This window comes from Roseobacter weihaiensis (genome assembly GCF_020622345.1).
Lineage (GTDB): Bacteria > Pseudomonadota > Alphaproteobacteria > Rhodobacterales > Rhodobacteraceae > Roseobacter > Roseobacter weihaiensis.
Genome location: NZ_JACNMO010000001.1, coordinates 153,102 through 168,312 on the forward strand (window position 1 = coordinate 153,102; position 15,211 = coordinate 168,312).

Genomic DNA, 15,211 nt, shown 5'->3' on the forward strand with positions numbered 1-15,211 from the left:
TTCGGAGGAGCCATGAAGCTCAAGGACCTGGACGTGATCGTTACCGCCCCCCCGGCACCAGGATGGGGCGGGCGCTACTGGATTTTGGTCAAGCTCAGCACCGAGGACGGGATCACCGGCTGGGGGGAATGCTATGCATCCTCCGTCGGCCCGGATGCAATGCGGGCGGTGATCGAGGATGTCTTCGACCGGCACATGCGCGGCGAGACCCCCGAAAACATCGAGCTGATGTTCCGGCGGGTCTATTCCTCCGGCTTTACCCAGCGCCCTGACCTAACGGTGATCGGCGCTTTTTCGGGGCTGGAGATCGCCTGCTGGGACATCCTGGGCAAGGCGCGGGGGCGGCCTGTCTATGCACTGCTGGGCGGCCGGATGAACGACCGCATCCGTGCCTATACCTACCTTTACCCGTTGCCCGATCATGATCCGAGCGCCTTCTGGACCTCACCCGAGATGGCCGCCGAAGCCGCCCTGGCGATGGTGGGCAAGGGCTACACGGCGATTAAATTCGACCCTGCGGGCCCCTATACGATGCGGGGCGGGCATATGCCCGCGATGCGCGACATCTCTCTCTCCGTGGCTTTTTGCAAAGCGATCCGCGCGGCGGTCGGGGACAAGGCGGATCTGCTCTTTGGCACCCACGGGCAATTCACCACGGCGGGGGCGATCCGGCTTGGTCAGGCGCTTGAGCCCTATAGCCCGCTGTGGTTCGAAGAACCCATCCCCCCCGATGCCGCCAGTGAGATGGCCAAGGTCGCCCGCGCCGTCCGCCTTCCCGTGGCCACAGGCGAGCGCCTGACCACCAAGGCCGAGTTTGCACAGGTGCTGCGGGCCGGGGCGGCCAGTATCCTGCAACCGGCCCTGGGCCGGGCGGGCGGCATCTGGGAGATGAAGAAAGTCGCCGCCATGGCCGAGGTCTACAACGCGCAGCTGGCCCCGCATCTTTATGCAGGGCCCGTGGAATGGGCCGCCAATATACACCTGGCGGCGTCCATCCCGAACCTCCTGATGGCCGAAACCATCGAAACGCCGTTTCACGAGGCCCTGATCAAAGGCGGTCTGCGGGTCGAGGGTGGGTTCATCACACCACCTGACACGCCGGGCCTTGGCATCGAGGTGGACGAAGCACTGGCCCGCGCCCACCCCTACCGCGGCGACGGGCTGCATCTGGAAATGCGCGAGGCCCCCTGCGACTACATTCATGGAAATGCCTTCGAGGGCGGGGCCCCCACACCCAAGGACTAGCCCGTCAAAACGGCTTTTTTTTTGCCACGGGGTCCTCCAGAACGAGCAGGAAACAGCCGAGACCGAAGCCCGCGGAACTGGTCCGGGAGCGTTGCGGTGCCAATTGAGAGTTCCGCTTAAGGTTTGCAACAAAAAGACAAATTCAGATCGCTTGTGATGTGATGAGGCGGGAAAGGGTCCGAGTGGCAATGCCAAGCCTCTCCTCTGACCCCGCTCCTGCGCCAAACTGTCATCGCATTGTCGTGTCTCCATGCATATCTCTCGCGCATGGAAGAGCGTATCGAGATATTGATCGCTGAACGTGCGCCATGGCTGATGGCGCCGGGGCTCCTGCCAAGGTCCGCACGCACTGTGCTCGACAGGGTTCTGAGCTACGACGACGCGGTCTGTCTGGCTGATACTCTGGCAGGTGAAACAGCACCGGGCATCATGAATACCGTGGCCAAACGGCTTGCCAAAAAGGTCTATGTGACCGGGCTTGAGAACATCCCATCCACCGGCCCTGCCCTTGTCGTTGCCAATCACCCGACGGGGATCGGTGACGGGGTCATGCTGTGGCATGCCTTGTCGCGCATCCGGCCGGATATCTTCTTTTACGCAAACTCGGATATCCTGCGCGTCCTTCCGCAGATGCATGATGTGATCGCCCCGGTAGAATGGCGGCATGAAAAGCGGACCCACACCAAGACCCGAAAGACGATGCGCTATACGCGCAAGGCGTTCGAGGCCGGAAAGCTGGGAGTGATATTCCCCTCCGGCAGGCTTGCAAAGCGTCGCGGTCTGACGCTGCATGAGAGGCCCTGGATGACCTCCGCCGCCACGTTGGCGCGCAAATTCGAACTGCCCGTGGTACCCATCAACATTCAGGCCCGAAACTCCGGCATCTTTTATCTCTTTGACCTGATCCACCCGACGCTGCGCGACATTACCCTGTTCCATGAAACCCTGAATAAGGCCCGCCAGCCGTTCCGGATCACCATCGGTCGGCAGATTTTTCCGGCGTCACTGGCCGCCGACCCCGAGATGGCCACAAAAACCATCAGACGGTCCACCTTGGAGGCGGGAAATCCTCAGATCGAGCCATCAACCGAGGCGCATGCAGCGACACTCAGATGGATCAAGACATTGCCGACACGGCTCCTGACTTAGGCTCTTGGTGCTGTTTCATGTCATTGCTTCACGTCCGCGCGGCCTCAAAAGCGGCCCAGACATCTTCAAATTCTGCAAAGGTCAGCCGTTGGCCTTTGACAGCGTCAAAGATGATCCGCTCGGAGGTCATCAAGGTCTCAATCGCCAGGGCCAGCTTGGGGATCACATCGGGTGGAACAACAAGCGCACCGTGCCGGTCCGCATGGATCAGATCGCCATCTGACACCGGCAGGCCGAAAATCTCGACCGGCTGGCCGATATCCACCACATGCACGAACCCGTGGCTTGGCCCGATGGAGCCCGCCACCACCGGATAGCCCTCGGGCAGGTCGCCGAGATCGCGCATCACCCCGTCGGTCAGCGTGCCCGACAGACCAAAGGATTTGTGGATATTGGTGTTGATCTCACCCCAATAGGCCCCGATGGCGTTGGGCACATCCAGATCCTGCACCACCGCCAATGCCGGGCGCGGCCCCTCCGCCATATGGCGATAGTAGGCCATGCGCCGTGCCTTGATAACCTCGGGCGGCTCGGTGGGTGGGTCGACCGCGCGGATGCGGGCGGTGCGGGCATACCCCACCATGGCAGCCGCCTGCGGTGCTGAGCTGAGCATCGTGCCGCGGGTAAAAAGATCAAAGCCCCGCTGACCCTGCGCCACTTCGATCGCGTTGCAGATGGTCGGCGTATCCACTTGCGTCAACAGCTTGTGCAGAGCGTTATCCATCAGCGGGCCGCCGCCAGCGCGGCCCCCTCCGACAAAGCCCCAAGCTTGGCATAGGCAATGTCGGGATCGACCGAGCCAAAGCCCGCAAAAGTCCCAAAGCCGCAATCCGACCCGGCAATCACCCGGTCCGGGCCCACAATCGCGGTGAACCGCTCGATCCGCTGGGCCACCACCTCCGGGTGCTCGACAAAATTTGTTGTTGTATCCACCACACCCGGCACCAGCACCTTGTCGTCCGGGATCTCCGCCTTGCGATCCCGAAAGACGGTCCATTCATGCGCATGACGCGGGTTTGACGTTTCAAAAAGCAGATAGCGCGCCTTGGCCGCCATCAGGGTATCAAAGACCTTCTCCATCCCGATGTCGCAGGTGTGCGGCCCCTCGTAATTGCCCCAGCAGATGTGAATGCGCACCCGGTCTTGCGGGACATTCGCCAAAGCATGGTTGAGTGCCTCCACATGGGCCCCTGCGATCTTGAGAAAGGCGGCATCGGTCAGATCATGAAACAGCATGTGGCGCGACAGGGCGAGGTCCGGGCAATCGAGCTGCAGATCAAGTCCCGCTGCCACAATCGTCTCGTATTCCTCGCGCATCGCATCCGCGAGGGCGGCCAGATAGGCATCACGGGTCGGGTAGTGATCGTTCTGCAAGAAGAGCGAAATCACCCCCGGAGACGCCGCATTCATGAAGCCGCGCTCAACCCCGTGCGCTGCCATCGCCGCCTTGAGGTTGGCGATATCCTTGCCCAGCTCGCCCTGCCCTTTGGACCGCACTTCGCCCGTGCACATCGGGCGCGCGTATTTCGGCGTACCGCCATCCTCTGCCAGCCGCTTGAGAAAGCTGGGGAACTGTTTGAGATCCGCAGGCGCATTGCGCGGGCTGTCGCCTGAAAACCCGGTGTAGCGATCCTTGACATAGGTGGCGTAGGAGATCTTGGATGTCTCCCCATCACTGACGATATCCACGCCGGAAGCCACCTGTTTGGCCACCGTGTCGGACACCGCCCTTTGCATCGCCCTGTCGAAAGCGACGACATCATAGGGTTCCTCGCGTTCCCGGGCGAATATGAAATCCACGACCTCCTGTGTCCGGGGCAAACTGCCGACATGGGTTGTCTTTATCATTTCGATCTCCCTCCTTGGGTCCTGTGTCAGCTCTGCGCCGGATGACGCAGCATGAACCACGTGTTCAACCGCCACATCCCCCAGGCCAGCGGGATCGCGGCAAAGCCCCCGACGACATAGGCCAGCGGTTCATCGTAGAAGGTCTCAAAGACCTGTGTATAGGCATGGAGGCCGGCAAAGGTCACCGCAGCATTGAACAATCCGCGCAGATTGCGGTGGGCGGCGTAAAAGATCGTCCCCGCCAACACCACGGCCCACAGGACCGAAAACACATGTTCGTGGATCACGAGCGCCGAGGCCCTGAAGGTTGCGACCTGATCGCGCCAGATGTCGTAGCTGACGCCCTCTGCGGGGCGCGCGCCGGGTCCCCAGACATGTTCGCCCACGACATCGCCCCAAAGGCTGCCGACCAGCGCGCAGAGGTTCGCAACAATAAAGGCCATGATGACATGGATACGGGCATGGCGGGCGGTGCGCTCATCGCATCGGCGGGCCACGGCAAGGCCCAGCAGCACCAGAAGCGTCATTTGCAAAACCGACAGCGTGGCTTCGGGCGAATAGAACACATAGGCGGCATGAAAATAGGCCGTGCTGGTGTCGAGCGCCTGGGCGAAGGGGCCGATGGCCAGCGCCGAGACGACCCGCAGGTCCACGATCCAGCCCGCCAGCGCAACGGCGCCCGCCGCATAGAGCCAGAACAGATGTACCGGGAGACCAGTGATCCGGGCATCCGATATGAGGACTTCGACCCCCACAAGATGAAGCGTACCTGCCATCAGCATGACGGCCCCGGTGACAAAGCGTGGCGCCAGACGCCGCGCTGTCAGGGCCCAGGCGGCCACGGTCGCAATCGCCGCCCCGCCGAGGGCCATCACCGTCCCGGCGATATGTTCGTGCTTGTCTGCAAGCTCCACCCCGGCACCGCCGATCAGCATGCCCGCGCCGATGAGGGCCGCAGCCTTGCCGAACATGGCATAAAGATCATGTCCGCTGCTGAGAATGACGACGCCGCCCCCCAGGAGCAGCAGGCCAAAAACGGCAACGAGAACCGCGTCCGCAAGCCAGAAAATCAGCCCGCCGGTGGCAAAGAGAATGCCCAGGCACAGTACTGCATTGATCGCCAGGGTCACCATGGTGCTGCGCGACCGCGATTCGATCAGCCGCGCGGCAGTTTGGGTGATAACACCTTCTTCTACCAGTGATTTTGTATTTGCTAACCTGTGCATATTCACCTCTATGAACGTTGTTCATATTCTTGGTAATGGATTGGCAGATTAAATACAACACGTTTGTGAACGATGTTCAAATTACCCCAGCCATGTCGGCCCGGCCGGATCATCTGTTCCTACAATGTGGTAAAGGCTCGCCTCGCCTGTCATGGCCGGAACAGAAGTGTGTCGCAACCCGGCAGGCACCGAACAGGTATCGCCAGGGTTCAAGGTGGCCTCGCCGCCCTCCCAACGCAGCCGCCAATGACCGCGCACCGGCATCAGGACCGACGCCCGGTCGTGTGCGTGCATCACCGGGCTGGCAGAGGCGCGGGTCAGAAACGTGATCTCGAACCCCGGCTTGTCCCGGATGACGCCGGTTTCACCGATGACCTCGACCGGCTCCTTGTTTGCCAGCGCCATCAGATCGTTGTAGCGCCGCACGCCATATCCCACGACCTGCTGCGGCGTCATTTCGGGAAAGTCTTGCAACTCCTCCCCTGAGAGGACCGGCATCGGTTTGACCTCATCGGGCAGCGTCTCGCCACGCTTGGTGTCGTAAAGCCGCCCGTTTGCGCCAAGGATCAACCCATGGGCCTGCGCCTCCTCGATGACCTGCGGGGCCCAGATGACGCCGCCGCCGGCATCATCCCCGCCCAGCACGGCCATGATCATACCGTAGTCGGTGCCGATATTCTCGAAGCCGCGGAAAATGCCCGTGGGGATGTTGATGATATCGCCCTCTTCCAGCACAACTTCTCCGGCATCGCCCCACCGCCCCCAGAAAAAGCGCCAGCGGCCCTTGAGCACAAAGAACACCTCCGCCGTGCGGTGACTGTGCAGGGAGTTGCGGCATTTGGGAGGCTGACCCGCAGCCCCGATGTTGAAGCCATGCGGCAGTACGATATGCACGTGCTGGTCGGGGCTTTCGGATACACCGCCGCCGATGATGGTGAAGTTCTCCTTCTGGTCAGAGCCGGGGGTATGCGCATCGATAAAGGCCGTTTTACACGGGCGCAAATCACCATAGCGAACAATTCGGGCTTCCATCTCGGCAGGTGTCATGGGTCAGTCTCTTTCCTTGGTTGCGCGCAGGCTGGCCAGTTCGGCCTCAAGCTCTGCGACCTTTGTTTCGAGCCGCGATATCTCTGGCCCCACGAGGACGGCAAGCTCTTCTGTGTCAAAGCGCGGCGAGATGAATTGCGGGCAGTTCCAGTCGAAGGCTGCAATCTTGATGGTCACCACACGCTCGACCTTGCCCGCGCCCTCGGTGGCGAGCTGTTCCACGAGATCGGGAGAGGCCTCTGCCTCCTGCATCGTGGCGTGGCCCAGCAGCTTCAGCCTTGCCTTGCGCGGATAGTCCATCACAAAGAGCGACACGCGATCATCGCCCGCAAGATTGCCGGCGCTCACATATTGACGGTTTCCCCGGTAGTCGGCAAAACCGATGGTCTGCGGGTCCAACACCTTGAGAAATCCGACCGGCCCGCCGCGATGCTGCACGTAGGGCCAGCCCGTTTCCGTCACCGTTGCCATATAAAACGAGCTGCGTGAGGCAAGAAACGCAACTTCATCCGCGCCCAGACCCTGCGGGGCGGGGCGTTCGGTGATGCGTGCGTAGGTCTCGCGCGAGCCTTGGGCGGTCTGTTTGGCCTGCACGGCCGGCGTAAACATCAGGGTTCCGAAGTGATCCATCGCCTAGCCCGTGTGCAGCAGGATCTGTTTCCAGATCGTGGTTTCATCATAAATCACGTATTCGCGGCGCAGACCCCAAGGCCCGAACTCGGCATGACAGATACCCAGCAGATAGATCTCGGCCCCTGTCGGTGCGCCGAAGGCCCCCCATCCGCTGTGCTTGCCCGTCAGCGACCAGCGCAGGGCAGCCCGCGGTGGCATCATCGGGTCCTCGCGCCCGATCTGGTGGTCGATCTGGAATGTTGCATCCGGAAAGGAGGCCCGCAGACCCATCCAGAACTGATCCACATCGCCGTGGCTGTGGCCGGTGACACCACCGGGGTATTCCAGATGCGCCGCCCGGTCATATGCCACGGGGATTGCGGCCATATCCGCGCCCATGATGCGGGTCAGGATATCGGTATATCTTGCACCCCATTCGTTCTCGTTGCCCCGGCCTTTGTAGGGACCGGGCTGGTCCGTTGCCGGGCTAAGTGGGCGGGTGCAGGCCTCCGCGCCCCCCTCGTTCTCGATCAGGTCAGCGGCATAGGCCTTGGGGTCCCAGCCCAATTGCCGCACGATGGCCCCCTGATCGCGGATCAGCCATTCGTCATTGATCTGGTTGTTGATCGCGTGGCAATCCGCGAGGATGCGGTAGGTCAGCTTCTTGCCGGTGGCTTTACCGTAGACCCCGTCACGGGCATGGGTGGCGGTGCTCAACAGCCGGTGCGACGACAGCATCCCCTCTTCGGGGGTGCCGGACCAGATCACGTCTTCGCCCAGCAGGGTGCGGTCGGGAAACTCCGCCAGTGTGGCCATCGTCGCCCCGATGACATTCTGATTGCCGACCACAACCGAAGCGGGCGAGCGGACAACGATATCCTCCGCGTAATACTGATGCAGGGTCGCGATGCCGCGATCCTCCCAGATCTCCTTGGTAATGCCGATGATGTAGTCGGGGAAGTCCTTGAACTTCGGATCGAAGCCTTTCATGAGGAGGTGTCCTTGGGTAGGCGGGCAGAGCCGCGGATCATCAAAGGGCCATCGAGCACGATGCGCTGCGGGGCTTCATCCTGCCCGGCCAGACGTGCCATCAGGGCCCGTGTCGTTTCGGCCACCATGCGGTTGGCCGGTTGGCGCACTGTGGTGAGGTCATAGCTGGGCCAGCACGACAAGGTCACATCGTCATATCCCACGACCGAGACATCGTCGGGCACACGCAGGCCAAGCTCGAACCGAAGGACATCCATCACGGCAAAGGCCATGTGGTCATTGGCCACAAAAACCGCATCGGGGTGCTCTGGGCCGTTGAACATGTCGCGGGCGGCAGCTTTGGCGGTTTCGAAGTCGAAATTCCCTAGCCCGCGTGCGTAAAGCGTGACGCCCGCCTGCTCAAGACCTGTCCGAAAGCCTGCTTCCCGGTCGATCTGGGTCGACGCTCCTTCCCAGCCCGCGATATGGGCGATGCGCTGATGCCCGGCGGCCACCAGAAACGCCGCCAGTTTGCGCCCGCCCGCAACATTGTCAGACGTGACGGATGTCATGCGATCATCATATTGGTGGCGGTTGAAAAGGATGATGGGAATGCCAAGACCCTCGCAACGCTGGGTCAGATCATTGGACAGACCCACCGAGGCTGCAATGATCGCGTCGACCTGATAGTCCAGCAATTCATCAATGACAGATTGCGTCGCCGCATGATCGTTGGAGGCCATGAAGACCAGCACATGGTAGCCCTCCGCCTGTAGCGATTTGGACAGCCGTTCGATCGCTTCGGGGTAGAACTGGTTTTCGAGATAGGCGACCACCAACCCGATGATCCGGCTGCGCCCGGTGTTGAGCGACCGGGCCAGCACATTGGGCCGGTAGCCCAGATCAGCGGCGGCCTGGCGCACTTTGTCGCGCGTGCTCTGGCTGACAGAGGCACCCGGCGTGAACACCCGGCTCACCGCGGAGCGGCTGACGCCTGCCTTTGCAGCCACGTCGAGGGAAGTCACTTTACCCATTTTGTCTTCCCTGCCCATCAGCCCGCCGTCCAGCCGCCATCGATCAGCATCGAGGTGCCTGTCACCATCGCCGAGGCATCAGAGGCCAGAAAGACGGCCGCCCCCATGATGTCTTCGACCTCGCCGACGCGGGGCAGCTTGATCTTGTCCATGATCCACGCCAGCCTGTCCGGGTCGTCGAAGGTGGCCTGGCTGAGGGGCGTGCGGATGAAGGTCGGGCAGATCGTGTTGATGCGGATGCCTGATTTTCCCCATTCGATGGCCATTGCTTTCACCATCCCTTCGAGCGCGTGTTTGGACGCGCAATAGACCGCCCGGTCGACCCCACCCACATGGCCCATCTGGCTTGAGATATGGATGATCGATCCGGGCCGCCCTGCCGCTTGCAGCGCTCTGGCGGCAGAGGCCGAGAGGAAATAGGCGCTGCGCAGGTTGATGTTCATCACCGCGTCGAAATCTGCGGGGGTCGTCTCCACCGCGGGCGTGTGCCGCGCGAGCCCTGCGGAGTTGATCACCACGTCAAAAGGCGCCTCAAAGGCCTCCGCCATGGCGTCAAGGTCAGTCTGGTCGAAAGTCATCGCCTCGGCGGACAGGCCCCCGGATGCGATGGCATCGACGCAGCCCTGCAAGGGCCCGGATCGCCGCGCGGCACAGACCACATGCGCGCCCGCCTCAGCCAAAGCCACCGCACAGCCCAGCCCGATACCGGAGGACGCCCCGGTCACAAGCGCCCGGCTGCCGGTCAGATCGAACCGTGGCGTTCTTGGCAGATTGGTCACAGCGCCTCTCCCGTTTCGGGATCGAATCCCGGTCTTGCCTTGTTGAATTCGCGCAGGCGTCCCAACACATCAACACCGATCTGGTCATACATATGCAGCAGATCAACCATCACCCAGTTTTCCCGGATCAAACCGGCCTCAACCCGCCAGAAATCCAAGGAGCGCATCTCGATCTTCTTACCCACCGGCGCAATCCCAAGCCAGCCGCCCTGCGTGATCGACTGCACCATGTCCGGCCAGCCGGTGACGGCAGCGTAATTGCGATCCCCGAAAAAGTGGTACGCGATCTCATCCAGATGTTGCCCCCGATCCGGCATCGCCTTGAGAAAGGGGATCTGGTGCCAATGCCGGAACCCGCGCTGTCCGCGTCCGGTGCCAATCCCCGCAGGCCCGTACCAGGACATGCGCGGATGCCAGAAGCGGTCCATCTCCATCACCTCCGGCCCGCCTTCGCCGGGGTGCTTCTTGAGGTACTCAAGCATCTCGATGATATGGGCGCAGGTCGCGGTGCCCTGCGCGGCGTCATGAGGCGCAGGCACCAAACCATCGCAGGTGGCAGGCCCCGGCACATGCCATTCGCGCCCCAAAGACGGGCTCATCGGCCAGGCTCCCGCCTGCATCATCACCTCGGGCAAGTCCCAAAGCGCCTGCATCTCGGTGATCTTGCGGTCCTCAAAGCGGTAAAACTCGTGAAACCGCATATGCGCCATGTGGCCTGTCGCGGGGATGTCGTGCCAGGGGGTCATGAACGCTCCGGTGTAATACCCGCCGCAGCCGATCCAGTCCGCGCCCTCGGGCGTGGGTCCCGCCATCACAATGTAATCGCGCCGTTCCAGATCGGGCCAGGCCCGCGCAAGCGACGCATAGGCCCGGTCCACATAAGCGTCCACGCCCTGGATCGTCTCAAACGGAAAGGCCAGCCGGAAGACCACATCCGGCGCACAAATCTCATGCAGGAGCGCGCGCACCGCCTGGAGCTCGAAATCATACATTGCCACCCGCAGCGGGGCGATCAGGTCTTTATGGGTGGAATGCCTGTCCATCTATTTCTCTGTTCTTCAGCAGTTGGGAAAGACGACCATGCGCCTTGGGCGTCGCCCTACTCCGCAGCCTCCAGCGGTTCCGCCCCCGCGCCATAGGGTACGTTTTGCCCGCCGTAGCGCCGGACCCGCAGGTTGCATTGCTCCGCATGTCCCACGAACCCCTCCAACATGCACAGGCGTGAGCCGTAGGCACCGATTTCTGCAGCAGCGGCATCCGTGGTGACCTTTTGGTAGCTGTGCGTCTTGAGGAACTTGCCGACCCAGAGCCCGCCGGTATAGCGCCCCGCCTTCCGGGTGGGCAGCGTATGGTTGGTGCCAATCACCTTGTCGCCGTTGGCCACATTCGTGCGCGGCCCCAGAAAGAGTGCCCCATAGCAGGTCATGTTCTCCAGGAACCAGTCATCGCGGTCGGTCATGACCTGCACATGTTCAGAGGCCACGTCATCGGCCACCTTCAACATCTCGTCATAGGTATCACAGAGGATCACCTCACCGTAGTCTTGCCAACTTACGCGGGCTGTCTCCGCGGTCGGCAGGATCTGCAGGATGCGGTCGATCTCGGCCAGCGTGTCCTCGGCAAGCCTGCGCGAATTGGTCAGGAGCACGGCGGGCGAGTTATAGCCATGCTCCGCCTGGCCCAGCAGGTCGGTGGCGCACATCTCCGCATCCACGGTGTCATCCGCGATGACCATGGTCTCGGTCGGGCCTGCGAACAAATCGATGCCGACACGCCCGAAAAGCTGGCGTTTGGCCTCGGCCACAAAGGCGTTGCCTGGCCCCACGATCATATGCACGGGGTCAATCGTCTCGGTGCCGAGCGCCATGGCCCCCACCGCCTGAATACCGCCCATCACGTAAATCTCATCCGCACCGCCCAGATGCATCGCGGCAATTACCGCCGGGTTGGGTTTACCCTTGAAGGGGGGCGTGCAGGCGATGATGCGCGGCACCTTGGCCACGCTGGCCGTGGCCACCGACATGTGCGCCGAGGCGACCATGGGGAATTTGCCGCCCGGCACGTAACAGCCCACCGATTGTACGGGGATGTTCTTGTGCCCCAGGATCACGCCGGGCAGGGTTTCCACTTCGATATCGAGCATCGAATCCCGCTGGGCCCGGGCAAAATTGCGCACCTGCTCTTGCGCGAATTTGATATCTTTCAGCTCTTGCGGGCTGAGTTGCGCGATCAGATCGTCGATCTCCTGCGGGCTCAATCGGAAGGACGCAGGCGCGTAGCTGTCGAACTTTTCACTCAGCGCCCGCACCGCAGCATCGCCCCGCGCCTCGATATCCGCCAGCGTGGCCTCCACCGACGCGCGGACCTTTGCGTCATCTTCGGCGCGTGCCGCTTCCGGCTTGCCGCTTTTCAGATAATCGATTGTCATCTCTCTGCGCCTCCCTCTTCGGGGCGGGGCGGTACCGCGCGCCCTTGATCAAAGGTCTCCCACCCCATCCCGTCAAATACATCACAGCCCAACTGGGCCAACACATGCGGAAAATCGACCATCACCCAATTGTCGGTGATGCGCCCGTCTTCGACTTTCCAGAAATCCATATAGCGGATCTCAACCCGCTTACCGGTTGGGGCCAGCCCCATAAAAGCTCCCGAATGCGTCGCCTCCTGACGACCAAAGGCCGCCGCCCACTCGCCCATGTAAAGCCGCGCCTCATCCACGCAGACCTTGTCGGAAAAGGCCGCCTGAAACGGGCGCTGCCAGTTGTCCTGAAACTGCTGCAACCCGTTTTTCGTGCCGCAGCCCTGATTGCCCCTCCAACGGAAATTCTCCGCAAAAAAGGCCCCGATATCGTCGATGCGGTGGTCGTTGAGCCCGTCGACCATCGCTTCGATCACGGCACGGGTCTCGTCTGTCTTGCTCATATCCGTGTCTTTGGTCAGCACGGCCTGCTCTGGTCTTGATCCCTTCATGGGGTTTTCCCTTCATCCTGAACCTGAAAACGCGCGGCAGCCCCCGCACGCTTCAAGATGAAATCCCTGAGCAGCCGGTTGAGCGCAGGGTGGCGCTGCATCAGCCCGGATCTGGCCTGTTTGCTCATCAGCCCTTCACCGCCCCCGCTGTCAGACCGCTGACGATCTGGCGCTGGAATATCATGACCAGCAAAAACAGCGGCGCGGTGATCGACACGGCGGCGGCCACGGCCTCGACCTGGTCGGTGGTGGTTGTCTCGCGGTTGAAATAGCCTGCAATGGCCGGAACCATGGTCTGATTTTGTGCATCCAGCAGCAGCGAGGTCACCAGAAAGTCGTTATATCCCAGCAGGAACGAAAACAGCCCCGTGGTGATAACGCCCGGCCACATCACCGGCATGATGACCCGGCGGAACGCCTGAAAATGCGAGCACCCGTCGACCCGCGCGGCCTCGTCCAATTCCGCAGGAATATTCTGAAAGAACGACCGCAGCATCCAGATGGTGAAGGGCTGGTTGATCGCGACCAGAACCGCAATAACGGCCCAGGGCTGGCCATAGAGGGTGGGCGCGCCCTCGCCGAAGATGGGAGCCAGGATTTCAGAGGAGTTGATGAACACCGGCAGATAGCCCGCCACAAGAACCGAATGCGGCAACGCGCGAAAGATCAGCGCGAGAATGAGCAGCCAGAACGCCAGATCAGAGCCTGAGCGCGCCAGCCCGTAGCCGGCAAGGGTGCCGACCGTGAGCGAGACCGTCACGACACCGGCCGTGACCAGCATGGAGTTCAGAAAATTGCGGTAGAATTCGTTTTCGGCCCAGACCGCAACGTAATGTTCGGTGGTCAGGCCCAGGACCGGCGTGCCCAAGGGACCGAGCAGGCCGTTTAACGGGCCAAGGATCAGAGGCAGCAGACCAAAGAAGATGAGCACAAAGCCGATGGCATAAATCAAGGCGCCAAAAATCCAGCCCAGGGCGATGATCCCAGGCGGGCAGTAGTGCCGCACCAGCTCCGGCAAGCGGGTAAAGGCCCAGCGGACAGCGAAATAGAGCACGCAAAGCCCGAGGACGATATCAAGGATCGAAAGGCCATCGCCATTTGCACGGGTTGCAGGCCCGGTGATCACATCCCAGGGGCTCGCCGCAAAGGCATCCACCGGCGATTTAAAGCTCATGATCGCGATCCAGAAAATCGGGAAAGCGGCCAAAAGGCACCAGAAGGCCAGAAAGGCACCGGACGAAAACCGCAGTGCGAAAGACTGCTGCATGGCTTTTGAGGTCGACATCAGTGCGCACTCCCCTTGTGGTCACGCCAGGTGCGGCGCAGTGGCAGGATCAGCAGGAAAACGATGCCGATCATGGTCAGCATGGCAGAGGCCGAAGCGCGCGAGATTGCACGGTTGCCCGCATCGTCCGGCGTCATGAAGTCATAAGTCAGCCATTGCAGCGAGATCACATGCGCCTGGCTGCGGAAGCCGACAATGACCTCGAAGGCGCGGTAGGTGTCCATCAGATGGATGAGCGCGATGAAGATGATGAGCGGCATCAGATGCGGCACAATCACATGGCGCAGGCGCTCCCAGCGGCTGGCCCCGTCGATCACGGCGGATTCCAGGGTGTCCATGTTCACGGTCTGCAGCCCGGCATAAAAGATCACGAAGGCAAAGGGGGCCACGTGCCAGACCTGGAAGAAATACATCAATATCTCGATGGTCCAGCCCTGTGCGAACATCGAAATATTTGTGCCCGTCCAACGCTCCAGCATCGCCGTCAGGATGCCGTCGCCCACAAAGAGCCAGTAGATCGAGAGCGCGCCGATGACGGGTGTGATGATAAAGGGCAAGAGCGAGATAAAGATAACCGGCCCCCGGATCGCACGCGTCGCGTTGTTCACCGCCAGCGCAATGGCGAGACCGACGCCGATCACAAGCGGCAGGGTAAGCAGCGTAAAGGTCAAGGTGAAGCGCAGCGCCTTCCAGAAGTCGATCTGCATGATGTCGTTCCAGCTGCCGTTACCGACAGCTTCCCAGACCTTGTTCATCTGCAGCACGTTTTGGTAGCTCTGCAGACCAACCCAGCGGGTTTCGGTCACTGTCGCGCCATTCTCATCCAGCACCGGTACCGTTTTCACCTCCGTGACGCAGGTTTGCGTCAGAAAGCCGGGGGTGCAGGTCTCCACCTCCACCTGTTCCAGAATGGGCTGCGTTACCTGAAAGCTCTGGATGAGCACGCTGACAAGCGGCGCCGCGATGAACAAAAGCATCATAAAGACCGATGGGCCGACAAAGGCGGCAAATGTCTTGAATTTCATGGTGCACTCCTCGCGGCAGCAC

At 61.7% G+C, this 15,211-nt stretch carries 16 protein-coding genes; 2 read left to right on the plus strand and 14 right to left on the minus strand.

Features of this window, described 5'->3' with window-relative positions:
- Positions 1 to 12: 12 nt before the first annotated feature.
- Both H7847_RS00835 and H7847_RS00840 read left to right on the plus strand, forming a co-directional pair.
- A complete protein-coding gene (locus tag H7847_RS00835) occupies positions 13 to 1,245 on the plus strand; it encodes a mandelate racemase/muconate lactonizing enzyme family protein (RefSeq protein ID WP_227267483.1) in 1,233 nt (410 codons plus the stop codon).
- Positions 1,246 to 1,512: 267 nt separating this feature from the next.
- On the plus strand, positions 1,513 to 2,394 hold the full coding sequence (locus H7847_RS00840; protein ID WP_227267484.1) for a lysophospholipid acyltransferase family protein: 882 nt from the start codon (positions 1,513 to 1,515) through the stop codon (positions 2,392 to 2,394).
- Positions 2,395 to 2,422: 28 nt separating this feature from the next.
- On the opposite strand, the gene H7847_RS00845 is transcribed toward H7847_RS00840, so the two are convergent.
- The 14 genes from H7847_RS00845 to H7847_RS00905 form a co-directional block, all read right to left on the minus strand.
- A complete protein-coding gene (locus H7847_RS00845; RefSeq protein ID WP_227267485.1) occupies positions 2,423 to 3,118 on the minus strand; it encodes an RraA family protein in 696 nt (231 codons plus the stop codon).
- A complete protein-coding gene (locus H7847_RS00850) occupies positions 3,118 to 4,242 on the minus strand; it encodes a cobalamin-independent methionine synthase II family protein (protein WP_227267486.1) in 1,125 nt (374 codons plus the stop codon). The genes H7847_RS00845 and H7847_RS00850 overlap by 1 nt, the downstream gene beginning before the upstream one ends.
- 26 nt (positions 4,243 to 4,268) lie before the next feature.
- Positions 4,269 to 5,468 (minus strand): hypothetical protein, encoded by a 1,200-nt coding sequence (locus H7847_RS00855; protein ID WP_227267487.1) that lies wholly within the window; start codon positions 5,466 to 5,468, stop codon positions 4,269 to 4,271.
- 81 nt (positions 5,469 to 5,549) lie between these two features.
- Entirely contained in the window at positions 5,550 to 6,515 is a 966-nt protein-coding gene (locus tag H7847_RS00860) for a cupin domain-containing protein (protein WP_227267488.1), read from the minus strand.
- Positions 6,516 to 6,518: 3 nt separating this feature from the next.
- A complete protein-coding gene (locus tag H7847_RS00865; RefSeq protein ID WP_227267489.1) occupies positions 6,519 to 7,124 on the minus strand; it encodes a pyridoxamine 5'-phosphate oxidase family protein in 606 nt (201 codons plus the stop codon).
- A 24-nt stretch (positions 7,125 to 7,148) separates the two neighbouring features.
- Positions 7,149 to 8,117 carry a nuclear transport factor 2 family protein gene (locus H7847_RS00870; protein ID WP_227267490.1) on the minus strand — a complete coding sequence of 323 codons (969 nt, stop codon included), beginning with the start codon at positions 8,115 to 8,117 and terminating at the stop codon, positions 7,149 to 7,151.
- Positions 8,114 to 9,130, minus strand: coding sequence for a LacI family DNA-binding transcriptional regulator (locus tag H7847_RS00875; protein WP_227267491.1), 1,017 nt, complete (start codon positions 9,128 to 9,130; stop codon positions 8,114 to 8,116). The genes H7847_RS00870 and H7847_RS00875 overlap by 4 nt, the downstream gene beginning before the upstream one ends.
- A gap of 17 nt (positions 9,131 to 9,147) precedes the next feature.
- On the minus strand, positions 9,148 to 9,909 hold the full coding sequence (locus H7847_RS00880; protein ID WP_227267492.1) for an SDR family NAD(P)-dependent oxidoreductase: 762 nt from the start codon (positions 9,907 to 9,909) through the stop codon (positions 9,148 to 9,150).
- Positions 9,906 to 10,952: an ester cyclase gene (locus tag H7847_RS00885; RefSeq protein WP_227267493.1), complete on the minus strand. Its 1,047-nt coding sequence runs from the start codon at positions 10,950 to 10,952 to the stop codon at positions 9,906 to 9,908. The genes H7847_RS00880 and H7847_RS00885 overlap by 4 nt, the downstream gene beginning before the upstream one ends.
- Before the next feature lie 56 nt (positions 10,953 to 11,008).
- Entirely contained in the window at positions 11,009 to 12,337 is a 1,329-nt protein-coding gene (gene hisD, locus H7847_RS00890) for a histidinol dehydrogenase (RefSeq protein ID WP_227267494.1), read from the minus strand.
- Positions 12,334 to 12,879, minus strand: a complete 546-nt coding sequence (locus H7847_RS00895; RefSeq protein WP_227267495.1) for an ester cyclase — start codon at positions 12,877 to 12,879, stop codon at positions 12,334 to 12,336. The genes hisD and H7847_RS00895 overlap by 4 nt, the downstream gene beginning before the upstream one ends.
- Positions 12,876 to 13,007 (minus strand): hypothetical protein, encoded by a 132-nt coding sequence (locus H7847_RS26660; RefSeq protein WP_264479410.1) that lies wholly within the window; start codon positions 13,005 to 13,007, stop codon positions 12,876 to 12,878. The genes H7847_RS00895 and H7847_RS26660 overlap by 4 nt, the downstream gene beginning before the upstream one ends.
- Positions 13,007 to 14,164, minus strand: coding sequence for a carbohydrate ABC transporter permease (locus tag H7847_RS00900; RefSeq protein WP_227267496.1), 1,158 nt, complete (start codon positions 14,162 to 14,164; stop codon positions 13,007 to 13,009). The genes H7847_RS26660 and H7847_RS00900 overlap by 1 nt, the downstream gene beginning before the upstream one ends.
- On the minus strand, positions 14,164 to 15,189 hold the full coding sequence (locus H7847_RS00905) for a carbohydrate ABC transporter permease (protein ID WP_227267497.1): 1,026 nt from the start codon (positions 15,187 to 15,189) through the stop codon (positions 14,164 to 14,166). Before H7847_RS00905 ends, H7847_RS00900 begins: the two co-directional genes overlap by 1 nt.
- Between the last annotated feature and the right edge of the window lie 22 nt (positions 15,190 to 15,211).

Bases quoted from the DNA above. Each gene is read 5' to 3' on its own strand.
- H7847_RS00835 (WP_227267483.1), top strand. From the start codon at position 13: ATGAAGCTCAAGGACCTGGACGTGATCGTTACCGCCCCCCCGGCACCA.
- H7847_RS00840 (WP_227267484.1), top strand. From the start codon at position 1,513: ATGGAAGAGCGTATCGAGATATTGATCGCTGAACGTGCGCCATGGCTG.
- H7847_RS00845 (WP_227267485.1), bottom strand. From the start codon at position 3,118: ATGGATAACGCTCTGCACAAGCTGTTGACGCAAGTGGATACGCCGACC.
- H7847_RS00850 (WP_227267486.1), bottom strand. From the start codon at position 4,242: ATGATAAAGACAACCCATGTCGGCAGTTTGCCCCGGACACAGGAGGTC.
- H7847_RS00855 (WP_227267487.1), bottom strand. From the start codon at position 5,468: ATGCACAGGTTAGCAAATACAAAATCACTGGTAGAAGAAGGTGTTATC.
- H7847_RS00860 (WP_227267488.1), bottom strand. From the start codon at position 6,515: ATGACACCTGCCGAGATGGAAGCCCGAATTGTTCGCTATGGTGATTTG.
- H7847_RS00865 (WP_227267489.1), bottom strand. From the start codon at position 7,124: ATGTTTACGCCGGCCGTGCAGGCCAAACAGACCGCCCAAGGCTCGCGC.
- H7847_RS00870 (WP_227267490.1), bottom strand. From the start codon at position 8,117: ATGAAAGGCTTCGATCCGAAGTTCAAGGACTTCCCCGACTACATCATC.
- H7847_RS00875 (WP_227267491.1), bottom strand. From the start codon at position 9,130: ATGGGTAAAGTGACTTCCCTCGACGTGGCTGCAAAGGCAGGCGTCAGC.
- H7847_RS00885 (WP_227267493.1), bottom strand. From the start codon at position 10,952: ATGGACAGGCATTCCACCCATAAAGACCTGATCGCCCCGCTGCGGGTG.
- hisD (WP_227267494.1), bottom strand. From the start codon at position 12,337: ATGACAATCGATTATCTGAAAAGCGGCAAGCCGGAAGCGGCACGCGCC.
- H7847_RS00895 (WP_227267495.1), bottom strand. From the start codon at position 12,879: ATGAAGGGATCAAGACCAGAGCAGGCCGTGCTGACCAAAGACACGGAT.
- H7847_RS26660 (WP_264479410.1), bottom strand. From the start codon at position 13,007: ATGAGCAAACAGGCCAGATCCGGGCTGATGCAGCGCCACCCTGCGCTC.
- H7847_RS00900 (WP_227267496.1), bottom strand. From the start codon at position 14,164: ATGTCGACCTCAAAAGCCATGCAGCAGTCTTTCGCACTGCGGTTTTCG.
- H7847_RS00905 (WP_227267497.1), bottom strand. From the start codon at position 15,189: ATGAAATTCAAGACATTTGCCGCCTTTGTCGGCCCATCGGTCTTTATG.